This window comes from Achromobacter sp. 1011811831 (genome assembly GCF_059760905.1).
The window spans coordinates 1-17,527 of record NZ_JCBANG010000114.1 but is presented as its reverse complement, the minus strand read 5'-3'; the positions used below and the strand labels follow the sequence as shown (position 1 = coordinate 17,527).

Sequence of the window (17,527 nt, the reverse complement as noted above, 5' to 3'; positions counted from 1 at the left end):
CCCTATGGCCGCCAGCGCGTGAAAGGGATTTGTTCTACTGCTTATTCAATGCCAGGACGCGAGACGCTCGTCAGAAGGACTCCCAATCATCGTCCGCCGGCGGCGCGCGGCGGCTGGCCGGCGGCGCGGCGGGCGCCACCGGGGTCACGTCGGTCGCCTCGGCCTTGCGGGCGGCCGGACGGCGCAACGGCCGCACGGTCGACGCGCCCTCGGCGGCCGGCTTGACCCGGGCGGTCTGCGTCACGCGCGGCGCCGGCTTGGGCGGTTCCGCCGGCGTCGCCGGCGGCTCGATCACCGGCTCCCTGGCTTCCTTCGGCGCCACGGGCGCCGCCGCGGCGACGCGCGGCGCGCTGCGCTGCTGCGCCAGCTGCTGGGCAGGCACCTCGATGACCTCGCCGGCATTGATCTTGAACACCGCCACCGCCTCGGCCAGGCGCTGCGACTGTTCCTGCAGCGAGCCCGCGGCCGCCGCGGCCTCTTCCACCAGCGCCGCGTTCTGCTGCGTCACCTCGTCCATCTGCGACACCGCGCGGTTCACCTGATCGATGCCGCTGGACTGCTCTTCCGACGCCGCCGAGATCTCACCCATGATGTCCGTCACGCGCTTCACCGATGCCACGATTTCCTGCATCGTCGCGCCCGCGCGTTCCACCTGCTGCGAACCCGCGCCGACCTTGCCGACCGAATCCTCGATCAGGCCCTTGATCTCCTTGGCCGCCTGCGCGCTGCGCTGCGCCAGCGAGCGCACTTCGCCCGCCACCACCGCGAAACCCTTGCCCTGCTCGCCCGCCCGCGCCGCTTCCACCGCCGCGTTCAGCGCCAGGATGTTGGTCTGGAATGCAATACCGTCGATCACCGACACGATCTCGGAAATCTTGCGCGAGCTGGCCGAAATGGCCTGCATCGTCGTCACCACCTCCGACACCGCCGAACCGCCGCGCTCGGCCACGTCCGACGCGCTGGCCGCCAGCTGGTTCGCCTGGCGCGCGTTGTCCGCGTTCTGCTTGACCGTCGAGGCCAGCTGCTCCATCGACGCCGCGGTCTCTTCCAGCGAGGCCGCCTGCTGCTCGGTGCGGCTGGACAGGTCCGTATTGCCCGCCGAGATCTCGCGCGAGCCGACGTTGATCTCGTCCACGCCGCGCCGCACCGCCGACACCGTGCGCGTCAGGCTTTCCTGCATGCGCTTGATCGCGGCGAACAGCGAGCCGATCTCATTGGTGCTGCGCACCTCGATGCGGCCGGTGAAATCGCCGCCGGCGATCTTGTCGAAATGGCCGCCCGCCTCGTGCAGCGGACGCAGCACCGTGCGGTTGATGAAGACCCAGCAGCCCAGCGCCAGGATCAGGGCGATCGCCAGCAGCGCGATGGTGACCATGCGCGCCGTGTTGTGGTCGGCTTCCGCGCGCGCGGCCAGCGCGTCGGTGTGCGCGTCGACGAAGGCCAGATAGCCGTCGATCGCTTCGCGGAACTTGCTGTTGGCGGCGCTGGCCGTATCGTTCAGGTCCAGATAGTCCTGGATCGCCATGCTGGTCAGCGCGGCGGCCTGGCGCTTGACCACGCCGTCGAATTCCTTGAAGGCCGTTTCCAGCGCGGCGGCCTGCGCCTCCGAACCCGGCAGGCGCGGCACCTTGCGGAAGGTGTCCAGCATCTTGTGCCCGTCCTGCATCAGGCCTTCCGAGCGCTTGGCCTGAGCGCCAGCCTGCTCGGTCTTGCCCTGCTGCATGTCCATCAGCGATGTGCTCAGCACCAGCCGCGCGCGCAGGAAAACACTATAGGCGCGGCTCAGCTGCGAGGCCTGGTCGCCATAGGCCTTGTTGATCTGCTCCAGCTTTTCGTTGCTGGAATTCAACCCCAGCCAGGCCACGCCGTTGGAGATGAACATGGCGCCGGTGAACAACACGAGCACCAGGACGATACATGTGCGGACTTTCAAATTGACAAGCATGGAACTTCCGAACGTTAGGCAACGTGAAACTGCGATTTCTCCCGCCGCACGCAGACACGGACGCCCCGGCGTGGCGCCGGCAGCGTCCGTCTGGGCCCTTCGGGCCGCCGGGCACCTGGACCCGACGGGTACTGCGCATTACTTGCGGCTGAACAGACTCGATCCCTGGATCGTCATGAATGCCGCCGACGCGGCCTGCAGCGCGACCTGGCGGAAGGCCAGCTGGCTGGCGCCCGAGTAGTAGTCCAGGTTTTCCAGGTCGGACAGGGACTTGGTATAGGAAAGACCCTTCTGCGAACCGGTAGCGTCCAGCGCCTCCAGCTCATTCATGCGCGCGCCAACCGAGGCCGCCACCGTCAGCACGTTGTCGTAGTTGGTGGACAGCTTCTTGTTGGCGGTGGCCAGGTCATTGGCCAGCTTGGCCAAGGCCTTCTCGTCGCCGGCGATCGGTGAATCCAGCGTCTTGATCAGGTTGTCCAATGTGTTGAACACATCGACGTTGGCCGACTGGATGTTCTCGACATTGATGATGTCGCCGTTCTGCGGCTTGCCCTTGATGACGACGGACACGCCGCCGAAATCGATCGCCGCGCCATCCGTATAAGCGGTGGGGGACGCCGGCGGCGCCGGATTGATGACAGGCGGTGTGGCACCGGACGGATCGGTCGTCGTGACGCGATAGCCAATAGCGCCCGTCGTCGGATCCGCTTCGAATGCCACGCTGAAGTTCTTGCCTACGTTGGCGCCACCCGGCGTGATGGACGCCGTGCCGAACTGGGCCGTGCCGGTATTGCCGGGTGAGGCCGAGCTGACGTAACCCTGCGCGCCGGGGTTCGCCCGGCTGAAGATATCCTTGCCCAGGTCGCTGGTGGACATCTGGCGCGATTGGTCAACCTGGATGGTGCGTTCGCCCGTGGCGCCGCTGTACACGACCTGGCCGGCCGCGTTCTGTACGTAGGGCGCCGCACTGCCCTGATAACCCGAGAACATGTACTGACCGTTGCCGTCTGTGCTATTGGCCAGCCCGAGCAACGCCTCGCGAGCGCTCTTGAGCGCGGTGGACAAGGCCTGGCGGTCGCTGTCGGACATGGTGCCGTTGCCGGCCTGCACCACGCGGGTGCGCACCGACTCCAGCGCCGTGGTGACCGAATCCAGAACGTTGTTCTCCTGACCCAGGTTGGTCTTGGCCGTGTTGCGGTTGAGCTGGTAAGTGGCGTTCATGCTCTGCGTCTGCGCCACGTTGATCGACAACGCGGCCGCCAGAGGATCGTCCGCCGGGGTCAGGAACTTGCGACCGCTGCCGATCTGCTCGACCAGGCGGTTCATGTCCGTTTCCTGAGAGAGAACGCCCTTCAGGCCGTTCGCGTACATCATGGAGGTGCTCAGGCGCATGGTGAAGCTCCGAATATCTTTATCTATTGCTTATCGTGTGGCGGGCATCGGCCTCGCTCAGCCCCGCAGGCCCAGCAGCGTATCGAACATGGTGCTGGCCACGTTGATGATGCGAGCGCTGGCCTGATACTGTTCCTGGTACTGCGACAGGCCGACGTACTCCTCGTTCAGGTTCACGCCCGAGACGTTCTGCTGCGCGGCCTTTTTCTGCGTGATCAGGTTGGCCTGCGCGGTGGCGGCCGACTTGATCTGCTGCGTCTGCACACCAACGGTGTTGACCACCTGCGAGAACATTTCGTTGATGCTGGTGGTGTTGCCACCCAGGACCTTGGCGGTCTGCAGCTGCGCCAGCTTCAGGCCGTTCTTGCCATTGGCGTTGCCTCCCGTGGCGTCGGCCAGGGCGATCTTGTTGGGATCGGTGATCACGACATTGAGGTCGCGCGCCGCGTCGCGTGTCGGCGACAGCGACCACTTGTCGCCGGCCTGCGGCGGCGCGGAGATCGTCAGGCGCACGCCCGCCTCGGCGTCCAGGTCCAGCGTGGCGGTCGGCGGCGTGCCGGTGGCCGGGCCGTTGTAGACCTGCGTGCCCTCGGGCATGCGCGTCACCATGTAGTTGGTGCCGTCGAAGGTAATGTCGTAGTCCTTGGCATTGATGTTGCCCACCGTGCCGAAGGTGCCCGAAATCTGGGCGTTGCTCTTGTTCTGCGCATTCGGCACGCCTTGGGGCTGGCCGATGCTGAAGTAGTCGCCACCGGGGTTGCCGTTCTGGTCCAGGCCCAGCTTGTGCTGCGCATTGAACGACAGCGCCAGGCCCACGGCCATCTGGCCGAGCTGGCTCTGCGTCACGTCCAGCGAGTTGGCGCGGAACTGCAGCAGGCCGCCGAGCTTGCCGCCGGTGACTTCGGTGTCGCCCAGCTCGACCGTGACGGTCTTGCCGCCGGCACCGGCCGGCAGCGTATAAGCCACCACCGTGCGGCTGATGTCCTTGGACGAGGGCACGGCCTGCAGCGGGTAGATAGTCTGGCCCGACAGCAGCGCCTGGCCGCCGGAAGCCAGCGAGATATTGAGCTTGTCGCCCTGCTCGTAGGTGGTGATGCCCACCAATTGGTTCAATTCGGAAACGGCCTGGTCGCGCTGGTCCATCAGGTCGTTGGGCGGCTGGCCGCCGGCCTTGGCGCGGGCAGCCGAAATCTGCTCGTTCAGGTCATTGATGCGGGCCAGGTAGCTGTTGGTCTGTTCGACCACGGTGCCAACCTGGGTGTTCAGGCCCAGGCGCTGGTTCTGCATTTCCTGGTAGGCCGAACGGATCTGGGTCGCCAGGCTGTTGGACTTGCCCAGCATGTCCGAGCGCGCGGCCGGGTCGGCGGGTGCATTGGCGGCCGTGTTCACGCCGGTGAAGAAGCCCGAAAGCGCCGGCGCGATGCCGACGGTGCGATCCGCGAACAGGTTGTTGACCTGCGAAATCTGATCGAACTGCGTCTGCAACTGGGCGCCGCTGCCCTGCGCGCCGACCAGTTGCTTGTACAGGAAGCTGTCGTAGCTGCGCACGACGGTGTCCACCTGGACGCCGCGCCCGATGAAGCCGTTGCTGGTGGCCTGGGCGCCGGCGGTCGAGGTCATGACGCGCTGGCGGTTGTAACCGACCGTGGTGGAGTTGTTGATATTGTGGCTGGTCGTGGCGATGCCCGCCTGCGCAGCGTTCAGACCGCCCAACGCCAATTTATACAGATTCATGCTGACATCGCCCCGTTTGTAACCGCTGCTGAAGGTGTGGATACCTGCTTAACGGCGAGAATTCGTCAAACTTTAGAGTCCATCGGGTTTTTGCGTAGATGCGCCGCGTGGCGCGCCCCGCAGCTGATTCATGATGCCAATCAGCTTCTGCGCGTACTGCGGATCGGTCGCATAGCCCGAGTTCTGGATACGGCGCGCCGCCTCGACTTCGTTGCGCGCCTGCGCCACCGTCTCGTAGCGCGGGCTGTTGCCGATCAGGCGCGCGTAGTCGGCGAAAGATTCTTCATACGACGAGTAAGCGCGGAAAGGTTGCGTCACCTTTTTCGCCACGCCGTCTTCGTATTCGGTCGTGAGCACGTGCACCACCTGCCCCTTCCAGCCGGCGCCGGCCTTGATGCCGAACAGGTTGTGGCTGGTGCGACCATCCGGATGCTTGATCTCGCGCTGTCCCCAGCCCGATTCCAGCGCCGCCTGGCCCAGGATCACGCGGGCCGGCACGCCGGATTGCTGCGCCGCCAGGTTGGCCGCGTGCGACATGCGCGACACGAAGCTGACCACATGTTCCGGCGCGCCCTCGGCCGCCGCCATGGCGCGGTCGCTGGCGCGGTTGTTGCGCAACACGCCCAGCAGCGCCGACACCTGGCGCGAGCCGCCCGTGGCGTAGTCCAGATCCGAGCCCTGGCCGATGCGCTTGACGGCGTCGGCCGACAACTCGCCCGGCTTGCCTTGTTTCATCTGCCCCAGGATGGCCTGCGACAGGCCGATGCCCGGCGTGGCCAGATGCAGCGCCAGCTGCTCGTCGGCCATGGATTGCATCATCTGCGACTGCTGTGAATCGAACAGCCCTTCCTTGGGCGTGGCCTCGCGCATGCGCTTGAGCATCATCTGCAGGAACAGCGCCTCGAACTGCTTGGCGACCTGCTTCTGCTGCGCGGTGCCGTCGGGATCGTGCTTGACGTCGCGCTTCAGGTCCGACAGGCGGCCCAGGTCGAAGACCGATTCCTGTCGCCCCGCCCGTCCCGCCCCGCCATTGATATAGGTCATGACGTCAGTTATCCATTGTGCCCACGGGGCCGCGCGGATCCGGCCTTGCCGGTCCGCCGCGGCGCCCCCTTCGAGGGGGAAGCGCGCAGCGCTTCGGGGGTGGGCTTTTCCATTAGATGATTTCGAGTTCGGCGCGCAGCGCGCCGGCGGACTTCATGGCCTGCAGGATGGCCAGCAGGTCCTGCGGCGTGGCGCCCAGCGCGTTCAGGCCCTTGACCACGTCAGCCAGGTTGGCGCTGGTGTTCACGCGCTGCAGCGAGCCGTTTTCCTGGCGCACCTCGATCTGCGTGTTGGGCACCACCACGGTCTCTCCCTGGGTGAAGGGCGTGTCGGGCTGCGACACCTGGTTCTGGCGGTTGATGATGACCGACAGGTTGCCGTGGGCCACTGCCGCTTCTTCGATCATCACGGTACGGTTCATGACCACCGAACCGGTGCGGGCGTTGATGATGACCTTGGCCACGGTGGGCGCGCGCGCCACCTGCACGTCCTCGATCTGCGACAGGAAGCGGGCCTGGGCCGACTGCTCCATGGGCGTGCGCACCTGCACCACCCGGCCGTCCAGCGCGGTCGCCGTGCCCTGGCCGAACTTGCGGTTCAGCGCCGTCACGACGTTCTGCGCGGTGCCGAAGTCGGTGTTGTTCATTTCCAGGTAGATATAGCCGTCGCGCGCGAACGTGGTCGGCACGCCGCGCTCGATGATGGCGCCGCCGCTGATGCGGCCGCCGTTGAGCTGGTTGATCTGCACGCTGGAACCGCCGGCCGAGGCGCCGGCGCCGCCGACCAGGATGTTGCCCTGGGCGATGGCGTAGACCTGGCTGTCCGCGCCCTTGAGCGGGGTCATCAGCAGCGTGCCGCCGCGCAGGCTCTTGGCGTTGCCCATGGAGGACACCACCACGTCCATCGTCTGGCCGGGCCGCGCGAAGGCTGGCAGCGTGGCCGTGACCATCACCGCCGCCACGTTCTTGAGCTGCATGTTGCTGCCGGCGGGCACGGTGATGCCCAGCTGCGACAGCATGTTGGTCAGGCTCTGCTGGGTGAACGGCGTCTGGCGCACCTGGTCGCCACTGCCGTCCAGGCCGACCACCAGGCCGTAGCCGATCAGCTGGTTGCCGCGCACGCCCTGGATCGACGCCAGATCCTTGAGCCGTTCGGCCTGCGCCGCGCCGGCGCCGGCCAGCAGGCTGGCCGCGAGGCAGGTGCGGGCAAGCAGGCGGAAAAGAGGATTCGAGTGTTTCATGTCAATAATCCATAGCCCTGCATGCCACCGGAAATGCAGCCACGACACGCCGAGGCCGTCACGAGCGGGGCCGCGCGGAGCCGGCTTTGCCGGTCCGCGGCGGCGCCCCCTTGAGGGGGAGGCGCGCAGCGCTTCGGGGGTGGGCTTTGTCTCATCAGAAGGGCGAGGCAATCAGGAAGAAGCGCTGCAGCCAGCCCATGGTCTGGACCTCGTCCATGACGCCCTTGCTGCGGTACTCGATGCGGGCGTCGGCCACCTGCGTGGACGACACCGTGTTGGTGCCGGTGATCGAGCGCGGATCGACCACGCCCGAGAAGCGGACATACTCGCTGCCGCGGTTGATCGCGATCTGCTTTTCGCCGGCGACCTGCAGATTGCCGTTGGACATCACGCCCACCACCGTGGTGGTGATGGTGCCGGTGAAGGCATTGTTGGCCGTGCTGTCGCCCTTGCCCTGCGACACGTTGCCGCCCTTGGCGTCGGTGTTCAGGTTGGCGTTGGCCCAGCTGTCCATGAAGGACGGCGCCGCCGCGATGCCCAGGTTGGCCGAGCCGCTGCGGTTGGTGTTGGTGGCGACGTTCTTGGACGCGTTGGTGCGTTCGTTGAGCACGATCGTCACGATGTCGCCCACGTTGCGCGGACGGCGGTCTTCGAACAGCGGATAGTTGCCGTAGGCAGTGGGCTGGTAGATCGAGCCCGTGGGCTGCATCGGCGTCGAGGGCGGCGGCGGCGGCGCGGCCGTGGTCGGCCCGGTCACCACCGGCTCCGGCGGAATCATGGCGCAACCGGCCACCAGCAAAGCCAGGGCCGCACTCGAAACCAGGCGCAGGACAGACATCGACATCACAGTTGGGTCAGGCGGGCCAGCATTTCATCGGACGTCTTGACGGCCTTGCTGTTCATTTCATAGGCGCGCTGGGTGGTGATCATGTTCACCAGCTCTTCGGCCACGTTGACGTTGGAGGTTTCCACGTACTTGTGCAGGATCGAACCGGCGCCGTCCACGCCCGGCTGCAGCAGGTTGGCCGGGCCGGAGGCGTCGGTTTCCAGGTACAGGTTTTCGCCGACGCTCTGCAGGCCGGTCGGGTTGATGAAGGTGGCGATCTGCAGCTGGCCGATCTGCACGTTGATGCCGGCCGCGCCGGGCTGGGTCACGGTGACGATGCCGTCGTTGCCAATGGAAATCGACAGTGCGTTGTCCGGCACGTTCATCGGCGGCTGGATCACATAGCCGCTGACCGTGGTCAGCTGGCCGTTCTGGTTGCGCTGCAGCGCGCCGTCGCGGGTGTAGGCCTGGGTGCCGTCCGGCAGCTCCACTTGCAGGAAGCCTCGACCGTTGATGGCGATGTCCAGCTCGCCGCCGGTGTTGTTCAGGCCGCCGGTGGTGTGGATGCGCTCGGTCGCGGCCACGCGCGCGCCGGTGCCCAGTTGCAGGCCAGAGGGCAGCTGGGCGGCGTCGCCCACCTGGGCGCCGGGCTGGCGCAACGTCTGGTACATCAGGTCCTGGAACACGGCGCGGCCGCGCTTGAAACCGTTGGTCGCGACGTTGGCCAGGTTGTTGGAAATGACGTCCATGGAGGTCTGCTGCCCTTCCAGGCCGGTCTTGGCGATCCACAGCGAACGCATCATGATTTGGTACTCCTGGGTCGGCGGCCCCGGGGCCGCTCGTGCAATGGGTTATTCGGTTCAGGCGCCGGCGGACAGGATGCCGTTCGCGCGTTCGGCGTTGCGGTCAGCGTGCTGGAGCACCTGCATCTGCTGCTCGAAGCGGCGGGCGTTCTCGATCATGCCGACCATGGCGGTCATCGGATTGGTGTTGCTGCCTTCCAGCACGCCGGACAGCAGCCGCAAGGACGGATCCACCTGCGACGGCGGCGCAGGCTGGCCGTTCACCGGCGCCATACGGAACACGCCGTCGTCGCCGTGCACCAGCTGCGCCTCGGGCAGGCTGGTCATCTTGATCCGGCCCAGGTTCAGGATATTGTTCGGCGCGTCGCCCGCGCCGATGGCGGTGATGGTGCCGTCCGGGGAGATGGTCAGCGCGGCCTGGTCGGGCACGTCGATCACGCCGCCCTGATCGGACACGATGGGCTGGCCCAACGAGGTCTGCAGCTGGCCGTTGATGCCCACCTGCAGGCTGCCGCCGCGCGTGTAGGCCTCGCCCTGGGGCGTCTGCACCGCGAACCAGCCGTTGGAGCTGGCCAGCGCCACGTCCATCTCGCGGCCCGTGGTCTGCATATTGCCCATCTCGAAGTTGTTGCGCGGCGTGGAGGCCACGGTCGAGACGCGCGTCGGCAGGCTCACGCCGTCCGTCACCGGCACCGAGCGGTACATCGCGATCTGCTCGCGAAAGCCCGTCGTGTTCACGTTGGCCATGTTGTTGGCGAGCACGGACTGATGCTCCGTGATCCGCGCCGCGCCGTTCATGGCGGTGTAAATAATCCGATCCATTCGTCTATTCCGTGGCCGCAAACACGACCAATTAACTCAATCACCAAATCAAGAACTCCACCCTCCACCGGCAACCGGTGCCCCTCAATCGGGGCCGCGCGGATCCGGCTCCGCCGGTCCGCCGTCGGCGCCCCCCTGGGGGGGAAGCGCCGCAGGCGCTTCGGGGGGGGATTACTTAATATTCATCAAGACCTGCATGATTTCGTTCTGGGTCTTGATCGTCTGCGAGTTCGCCTGATAGGTGCGCTGCGCGATGATCATGTTGACCAGTTCCTTGCTCATGTCCACGTTGGAGGCCTCGGTCGCCTGGCCCACCACCTTGGACAGGCCGTTGTTGCCCGGCTGACCCAGAATCGGCTGGCCGGACGCGCCGGTTTCCTTCCAGGCGTTGTTGCCCACCGGCTGAAGGCCCTGCAGATTGGCGAAGTCGGCCAGCACGATGGTGCCGACGTTGGCGTTCTGGCCATTGGTGTAGCCGGCCATCAAGCTGCCGTCCGGGTTGATGCTGATGCCGCGGAACTCGCCCGAGGTATAGCCGTCCGGGGTGCCCTTGAACGCATACGGGCTGCCGTACTGCGTGGTGCCGGTGTAATTGATGGCGATGTTCAGCGGGTTGGCCGGCGTGGTGGCGCCGCCCGGATTGGCGAAGGTCAGGTTCACCGTGGTGGCGCTGGTCATCATGCCGGCCTTGTTGAAGGTGAACTGCGTCGGGTTGCCCCAGACGCCGCCGGCTTGCGTGGTCGGCGCCATGGCCTGGCCGTCGATCGAATAGTAGACCTCGTAGACGCTGTTGCCCGCGGCGTCGGCGGGGCGCTTGACGAAGTACTGCATCACCTGGTGCGAGTTGCCCAGCGAGTCATAGACCGTCATGGGCGAGGCATTGGTATAGCTGTTGGTGACCTTGGGATCGAAGGGCTTGCCGATTTCGGTCACGGCCGCCGTGTAGTTCACGTAGCCAGGCACCAGGGCGATGTCGCCCGTGGTGATGGCGCCCGCGGCATCGATGGTGATCAGGTTGGGCGCCGCGCCATAGGTGCCGGCGGCCGGCGCGGGCGCGTTCCAGACCACGGCGCCCGTGCCGCTGCGGGTGAAGGTGTAGGTGGTGGCCGGAGACGGCGGCGTGGTGCCCGTCATCGTCACCGAACCGTTGACCGCCGGGGTCACCACGGTGGTGGTCGCGTAGACCACCTTGGCGTTGCCGTCCAGGTTGGCCACGCTGGTGGCGGTAGTGGTGGCCTTGGGCGCCACGTTGGCGGTGGGCAGTTGCAGCTCGACCGGGTTGGCGCCGATCGCGTTCGCCGGATAGCCGGTCAGGCGGTAGCCCTGGGCGTTGACGATGAAGTTATTCTTGTCGACCTGGAATTCGCCGTTGCGGGTGTACATCACCCCGCCGCCGGAATCGGTGACGCGGAACATGCCCTTGGGGCCGTCGATGGCGATGTCATATTCGCCCCCGCCGCCGTTGATCGTGCCCACGGTGAAACGCTGCGTGATGCCGGACACCTTGGTGCCCAGGCCCACGCGCGAGCTGGCGTAGACGTCCGCGAACGTGGCCGAGCCGGACTTGAAGCCGACGGTGCCCGAGTTGGCGATATTGTTGCCGATCACGTCCAGGTTCTGCGCAGCGGCGTTCAAGCCGCTCAATCCTTGTCCGAAGCCCATGTTTTCTCTCGCTGATTCCTAGTAGTCCGAAACCGCCGCGTCCGCGCCGGCGCCTGTGTCTATATATATAGAGGTACGAATGCGGCGCTCAGGCGCCGATCACCTTGCGCACATCCAGCATGCTGGTCTGGCCGTCCAGGCCCAGGTCCAGTCGCAGGCCGTTGGTCGAGTAAGCCACGCTCTTGACCTTGCCGTAGCTCAGCATTTCGGCGGCGACCTTCTTGCCCTCGGCGTCCGAGGCGGTGACCGACACCGTGTAGGCGCCCGCTTCCATCGGCACGCCCGCGTCGTTCTTGCCGTCCCAGTCCAGCGTGTACACGCCGACCTTCTTCTCGCCCAGTTCCATCGTGCGGATCACGGCGCCGTTGGCGTCCGAGATCCGGACCTGCACCTTGGCGGCGTCCTTCTGCAGATCGATGCCGTAAGGCGTGACCACGCGGCCCTCGGGGTTCTGCGCGTCCACCCCGACCTTGACCTTGGAGCCGGGCACCAGCACGCCCTTGCCGATCATGGCCACGGCGTTCATCGATTGCGACACGTCGATCTGGCCGCCAATCGACAGCAGCGTGTTCTTCAGGTTGGTGATGCCTTCGACCGTCGAGATCTGCGCCAGCTGGGACGTCAGTTCGGCGTTCTGCATCGGGTTCAGCGGATCCTGGTTCTTCATCTGCGTGATCAGCAGCTTGAGGAACTGATCCTGCAGGCCCTTGGCGGTGTTCAGGCCACTGGCGCCGGTCTGCGCCAGGCCCAGCCCGGTCTTGCTGGTGGATTGGTCGATTACGGTCATGAACTCGTTCTCTGGTTATCCCGCGCGGGCGGCGCGGCGCGCGGAAATGGGGGATCAGGATTGGCCGATGGTCAGCGTTTTCTGCATCAGGCTCTTGGCGGTGTTGAGCACCTCCACGTTGGCCTGATAGGAACGCGACGCGGCGATCATATTCACGGTTTCGGCCACCGGATCCACGTTGGGCATGCTGACGTAGCCCTGGGGGTTGGCCATCGGATGCTTGGGGTCGTAGACCATCTTGAGCGGCGACGGGTCCTGGACCACGCCAGCCACGCGCACGCCGCCGATTTCCTGCCCCAGCGCCTGGTTCGGCGCCGGATCGACCTGAAACACGACCTGGCGGGCGCGATACGGCTGGCCGTCGGGACCGACGACGCTGTCGGCGTTGGCCATGTTGCTGGCGGCCACGTTCATGCGCTGCGACTGCGCGTTGAGCGCCGAACCGGCGATGTTGAAAATGCTCAGCAAGGACATTGCCCAATGCTCCCTTAATAAATCAGTAGACCAACATACCCGCGACATACTGCACAGGTCTCGCTCCATCCAGGCCACGCGGAGCCGGCTTTGCCGGTCCGCCGTGGCGCCCCTGGAGGGGGAAGCGCGCAGCGCTTCGGGGGTGGGCTTCACCCCTAGTCTTGAATCGCGGCCATCATGCCCTTGATGCGGCTGGACAGAATCTGCATGCTGCTTTGGTAGTGCAAGGTGTTGTCGGCGAACTGCACGCGCTCCACGTCCATTTCCACCGTGTTGCCGTCCATGCTGGGCTGGTACGGCAGCCGGTACAGCAGGTCGGTCGGGCCCTGCGAGACAGCCTTGGCCGGGATGTGGCGGGCCGAGGTCAGCGTCAGCGAGGTGTCGGCCAGGCGCTTGCTGCCTTCCATGGCGGTCTGCATCGCCGTGCGGAAGTCAAAGTCGCGCGCCTTGTAGTTCGGCGTGTCGGCGTTGGCGATGTTGGAGGACAGCACTTCCTGGCGCTGCGCGCGCAGCGCCAGCGATTGCTGGAAGAAGCGGAAATCCTCGTTGAGCCTGTCTAGCATCGGGGTGCCTTGTGGGGTGCGTGGCGGTACGGATCTGAAAACAGCCAGGGACGAGGCACGGGCCTTTATCCCATTGGATGACGGCATCATAGGGTCCGGCCGGCCGCCACAATCAGCCAAATAACCCGCCATTTCTCACGCAATTCACCTATTGCCCGGCAGGGCCCGCCTCTACAATGAGCCCATGACGACTTGCTCCCGCCTCGCTGCCCACGCGCTCACCCTCGGCCTGTTGCTGCCGGGGTCCGTGGCCGTGGTCCAGGCACAGGAAACCGCCTTCCAGGCGCCCGAGGCAATCGCGGCGACCGCGCTGTCGTATCTGCAGGAACAGCTCTCGGCCCTGCCCGGCCAGCCGTCCATCACCATCGACCCGCCCCGCAACGAGCGCCTGGCGCCTTGCGAGGCCATGTCCCCGTTTTTACCGTCCGGCATGAAGCCGCGCTCGCGGATGACCGTGGGCATCCGCTGCACCGCGCCCAAGGCCTGGACCGCCTATGTCCAGGCCAGCGTCAGCGTGCCGGGCCAGTACTATGTCGCCTCGCGCACGATCGCGGCCGGCCAGGCCCTGACCCCGGCCGACCTGGCGCCGCGCGACGGCGACCTGGTCGCCCTGCCCCCGGGCGCGATCACCGATCCGGACACGGTGGCCGGCATGACGGCGGCCTATCGGATCACCGCTGGCCAGCCGATCAAGGGCGCCGCCCTGCGCAACGCCCAGTCCGTTGTGCGCGGCAGCAGCGTCCGGATCAATGCCGTCGGCAAGGGTTTCATGGTCAGCAGCGAAGGCCAGGCGCTGGACAACGCCGCGCCGGGCGCCACCGTCCAGGTGCGCATGCCCAGCGGACAGGTGGTCAGCGGCGTGGTCCGCAATGCAGGGCTGGTTGAAATGCACTTGTAGGCAAGGATTGCAGGGAATGTTACATATCGTGTTGCGCCAGCGGGCCGGCTACCCTAAAGTTCCTTCCGGCCCTGTCGTTACAGAGGCATGAGTAGGCGGAACCGTCGCAAATCGACCCGGGACGCCCTGCGGAGATCATCTTGAAAATCAACTCGACCACCAACCGGCCCATTTCGGCCGACGCCGTCGGCGCCCGCCCCGAAGCCGCGGCCGCGCAGGCCTACGGCGCCGTTGCCGGCGGCGGCGCCAGCAGCTCGCAAGTCGCGCTCAGCTCGGCTTCGCGCAAGCTGCTCGCGCTGCAGGAAGGATCGAACGACATCAACGTCGAACGCGTGGCCTCCATTCGCGCCGCCATCGCATCGGGACAGCTGAAGATCGACACCGGCCGCATCGCCGACAGCCTGATCGCCAGCGCCCGCGACCTGCTGAAATAGCCTCCCTTTCACGTCCGCCATCGCCCTGACATCATGAGCACCGTCGAATCCCTGCAAGCCTGCATGAAGCAGGAAGACGCACTGATCACCGAGTTCGCCGCCATCCTGGAGGCTGAAACCGAGGTGCTGGTGGGTCCGGGAGACATCGACGCGCTGCATGACATCACCGAGCGCAAGAGCGGCATCGCCTACAAGCTGGTGGAATTGAGCCAGACGCGCGATGCGTTGCTGGCCGAGATCGGCCTGCCCGCCGGCCATGCCGGCACCGAACAGGCCGCCGCGCAGCACCCGCAGCTGTCGGGCGTGTGGCAAGCCCTGCTGAGCAAGTCGGCATCGGCCAATGAAATCAATCTGCGCAACGGCGCCCTGATCGACGTGCACCTGCGCTATACCCAGCAGTCGCTGGACGCGCTGCGCGGACTGGGCGGCGGGCCGGCCAGCACCTCGACCTACGACGCCCAGGGCCGCGGCACGCGCAGCGCCCCGGGCCGCAAGCCCATCGTCGCCGGCTGAACGCCGGGAACGACGCACCCCTTCCCTTTCCCCGCCTTGCCGCCAAGGGCGCGCCTCAGCCGCCGTCGGCCATCTCCAGCATCGCGTACATCTTCAAGAGCGCCACCGGCAGCATGCGGCCGGTCAGCTTGACGCGATCCACGCCAGCCACGCCCGACAAGGGCCCCCTGACCACCTCCGCCGCCGGCGAATGCGCCAGCTGCCAGCAGGCGGCGGCCAGCTGGCCGGCCATCAAGGCCTGGCGCGCCAGCGCATGGGCGCCATCGACGGCCGGCAGGGCCTGCCAGGCATTGGCCATGTAGCGAAAGCCCGCCTTGGCCTCGTCCTGCAACACCAGCCAACGCGCGACCATGCCGGCATCCGCCTGCGAGGCCGGCAGATTGGTCAGGCCGAAGAACTGCGCCGCCACTTCGCCGCTGACCGTATCGATCAAGCGCGCGCACACCAGCCGCACCGGGGATTCGCCGGCCCGGCCCGGCAGGCCGATCTCCGTGCCCGAGGCCCAGAGCGCCAGCGGCGCCGCGCGGCCGCCGGCCACCGGACGCAGGCCCGGCATGTCGCCGGGCTGCCCGACCGGCAGATAGCCCACGCTCTTGCCCACGGCATTCAGATTGGTCGGACATTCGTCCTGGATCACGCGCAGGCCGCCCGGACTGCGGGCCACCCAGGACACGCCCTGCTCCGTGAGCGCGGACCAGAGCGACGAGGTGCCCGCCTCCAGCATGTGCACCAGCGGCACCTGGCCGAGCTGCCCGCCCAGCCAGCGCACGCGCGCCCCCAGCGCCGCGGCCGGATCCGGCTGCGCGGCCGCGCCCGGCGCGAACGAGGACAGCATGCCGTGGGCCAGCGCCAGCTGCTGCGCCGGCGCAGCCAGCGCGGCGCCCCGGTCGCTCATCAGCATGGAACCCAGCAGCGTGCCTCCCGGCAGGTTGTCGCCCTTCATGCCGACCTTGCCGTGCATGACCAGCAAATGCCGTCCGCAGACGGCGGAGAATTCACGCCGCGCCATCGCCAGCGGCTCGTCGGCCAGCGCCGACAGGCTGGAACCCGCGCCGTCGCTGACGTACTCGCGCCAGGACGCGCGCGCCCGGGCGCAGGCCAGGTCGCTGTCCAGCCAGTTCAGCGTATCGTCCAGATTCTGCGCCGCCTCGACCGCAGCCGCCCCGCCCTGCGGCCGCAGGATGGCCGAGGCCAGCAACTGCCGGCGCCGCGCCGGGTCGACGGCCGGGGTTTCCTTGGCTGAGGACCACAGCGACGCCAGGTCCGCCTCGCTCGGGGTATAGAGCGCGCGGGCGCGCTCCACCATGGCGAAGGCGCGGTCGATCAATGCGTCGGGACGCGCCAGCTCCAGGTGCTCGGGCACCTTCTGGCCGACCGACATGTAATGGATCGGCAGGCGGTGGCGGATGGCCGTGTCCAGCGCCGCGCCCAGGCGCGAGGCTTCGTCCAGCTTGGTGATGATGCAGCCGGCCACGTCCTCGCCCACGCCGTTGCGATAGGCGTGCGCCACCTCGTCCAGCGTGTCGCCCTGGCTGGCGGCGTTGAGCACCAGCAGGCGACGCACCATCTTGCCGGCGTCGCACAGCATCGCGGCCTGCTCGGCCACGTGGCGGTCGCGCTGGCTGATACCGGTGGTGTCGATCAGCACGATCTTGCGGCTGCCCAGCTCGGCCAGCAGGCGACGCAGCTCGCCGGCGTCGCGCACGGAATGCGTGGGCACGCCCATCAGGCGCCCGTAGATCTGCAGCTGTTCCAGCGCGCCGATCCGGAAATTGTCGGTCGTCAGCATGGCGACCTGGTCGCGGCCCTCGCGCGCGACGCAACGCGCCGCCAGCTTGGCCAGCGTGGTGGTCTTGCCCACGCCGGTGGGACCAACCAGCGCGTACACGCCGCCGCTCAGGAACGTATCCTCCGAGCCCAGCACCGGCAGGTGCGTGACCAGTTCGTTGCGCGCCCAGGCCAGCGCGGCGTCGGCGTCCAGCCCCTCGGGCATGCGCTCGACCAGCGTGCGGACCAGCTTGGTGCTGAAACCCGCGTCCAGCAGGCTGCGGAACAGCGCCGCGCCGGCCGGTTCGCGGCCGGGCCCCTGGCGTCCGCCCCAGAGCAGGCCGTCCATGCGGCTTTCCAGCGCGCCGCGCAAGGCGCTGATCGCGCTCTGCAGGCCGGCGGCCGTATCTGCCGGCAAGGCGCCCGGCGGCAACGCCAGCCCCTGGGGCATCGGCGCATCGGGCATGCGGGCCATGGGCGCGGCGGGCGGCTGCGGCGCAGCGGCGCGCGGCGGCGCGGGCGGGGCCGCGTGCATGGGCACGGCCGGCGCGGCGGGCGAGACCGGCGGCCGGGCCACGGGTTGCGCGGCCGGCTGTGCATGGGCTTGCGGCGCGGCCCGATAC

16 protein-coding genes are annotated in these 17,527 nt (G+C 67.3%); 3 read left to right on the top strand and 13 right to left on the bottom strand.

Annotated features, from left to right (window positions below):
* Positions 1-70 precede the first annotated feature (70 nt).
* The 12 genes from AC6LJ9_RS27640 to flgB form a co-directional block, all read right to left on the bottom strand.
* Complete coding sequence (locus AC6LJ9_RS27640; protein WP_498150027.1) at positions 71-1,945, bottom strand: methyl-accepting chemotaxis protein; 1,875 nt, start codon at positions 1,943-1,945, stop codon at positions 71-73.
* Positions 1,946-2,083: 138 nt separating this feature from the next.
* Entirely contained in the window at positions 2,084-3,337 is a 1,254-nt protein-coding gene (gene flgL, locus AC6LJ9_RS27635; protein WP_103274030.1) for a flagellar hook-associated protein FlgL, read from the bottom strand.
* Between the two features lie 57 nt (positions 3,338-3,394).
* The gene (gene flgK / locus AC6LJ9_RS27630; protein WP_498150026.1) at positions 3,395-5,071 is read right to left on the bottom strand and encodes a flagellar hook-associated protein FlgK; all 1,677 of its coding nucleotides are present in this window, start codon (positions 5,069-5,071) and stop codon (positions 3,395-3,397) included.
* Positions 5,072-5,143: 72 nt separating this feature from the next.
* Positions 5,144-6,115, bottom strand: a complete 972-nt coding sequence (gene flgJ / locus AC6LJ9_RS27625) for a flagellar assembly peptidoglycan hydrolase FlgJ (RefSeq protein WP_498150025.1) — start codon at positions 6,113-6,115, stop codon at positions 5,144-5,146.
* 112 nt (positions 6,116-6,227) lie between these two features.
* Positions 6,228-7,355 (bottom strand): flagellar basal body P-ring protein FlgI, encoded by a 1,128-nt coding sequence (locus AC6LJ9_RS27620; protein WP_498150024.1) that lies wholly within the window; start codon positions 7,353-7,355, stop codon positions 6,228-6,230.
* Between the two features lie 154 nt (positions 7,356-7,509).
* Entirely contained in the window at positions 7,510-8,199 is a 690-nt protein-coding gene (locus tag AC6LJ9_RS27615; RefSeq protein ID WP_498150023.1) for a flagellar basal body L-ring protein FlgH, read from the bottom strand.
* On the bottom strand, positions 8,199-8,984 hold the full coding sequence (gene flgG / locus AC6LJ9_RS27610; protein ID WP_103274025.1) for a flagellar basal-body rod protein FlgG: 786 nt from the start codon (positions 8,982-8,984) through the stop codon (positions 8,199-8,201). Before flgG ends, AC6LJ9_RS27615 begins: the two co-directional genes overlap by 1 nt.
* Before the next feature lie 57 nt (positions 8,985-9,041).
* The gene (locus tag AC6LJ9_RS27605) at positions 9,042-9,806 is read right to left on the bottom strand and encodes a flagellar basal body rod protein FlgF (RefSeq protein ID WP_498150022.1); all 765 of its coding nucleotides are present in this window, start codon (positions 9,804-9,806) and stop codon (positions 9,042-9,044) included.
* A gap of 171 nt (positions 9,807-9,977) precedes the next feature.
* On the bottom strand, positions 9,978-11,468 hold the full coding sequence (locus AC6LJ9_RS27600; RefSeq protein WP_498150021.1) for a flagellar hook-basal body complex protein: 1,491 nt from the start codon (positions 11,466-11,468) through the stop codon (positions 9,978-9,980).
* 88 nt (positions 11,469-11,556) lie between these two features.
* Entirely contained in the window at positions 11,557-12,255 is a 699-nt protein-coding gene (locus AC6LJ9_RS27595) for a flagellar hook capping FlgD N-terminal domain-containing protein (RefSeq protein ID WP_498150020.1), read from the bottom strand.
* Positions 12,256-12,309: 54 nt separating this feature from the next.
* Positions 12,310-12,729, bottom strand: coding sequence for a flagellar basal body rod protein FlgC (flgC, locus tag AC6LJ9_RS27590; RefSeq protein ID WP_103274021.1), 420 nt, complete (start codon positions 12,727-12,729; stop codon positions 12,310-12,312).
* Between the two features lie 155 nt (positions 12,730-12,884).
* On the bottom strand, positions 12,885-13,292 hold the full coding sequence (gene flgB, locus AC6LJ9_RS27585; protein ID WP_498150019.1) for a flagellar basal body rod protein FlgB: 408 nt from the start codon (positions 13,290-13,292) through the stop codon (positions 12,885-12,887).
* A gap of 184 nt (positions 13,293-13,476) precedes the next feature.
* Between flgB and flgA the strand changes: the two genes are divergently transcribed.
* The 3 genes from flgA to AC6LJ9_RS27570 all read left to right on the top strand — a co-directional run bounded on the left by flgA (position 13,477) and on the right by AC6LJ9_RS27570 (position 15,137).
* Entirely contained in the window at positions 13,477-14,190 is a 714-nt protein-coding gene (flgA, locus tag AC6LJ9_RS27580; protein ID WP_498150018.1) for a flagellar basal body P-ring formation chaperone FlgA, read from the top strand.
* Between the two features lie 140 nt (positions 14,191-14,330).
* The gene (flgM, locus tag AC6LJ9_RS27575) at positions 14,331-14,624 is read left to right on the top strand and encodes a flagellar biosynthesis anti-sigma factor FlgM (RefSeq protein ID WP_212317862.1); all 294 of its coding nucleotides are present in this window, start codon (positions 14,331-14,333) and stop codon (positions 14,622-14,624) included.
* A 33-nt stretch (positions 14,625-14,657) separates the two neighbouring features.
* Positions 14,658-15,137, top strand: coding sequence for a flagella synthesis protein FlgN (locus tag AC6LJ9_RS27570; RefSeq protein WP_498150017.1), 480 nt, complete (start codon positions 14,658-14,660; stop codon positions 15,135-15,137).
* Between the two features lie 55 nt (positions 15,138-15,192).
* Here AC6LJ9_RS27570 and flhF read toward each other — a convergent pair.
* Positions 15,193-17,527 (bottom strand): flagellar biosynthesis GTPase FlhF (gene flhF / locus AC6LJ9_RS27565; RefSeq protein ID WP_498150016.1); only part of this gene is annotated, 2,335 nt, incomplete at its 5' end.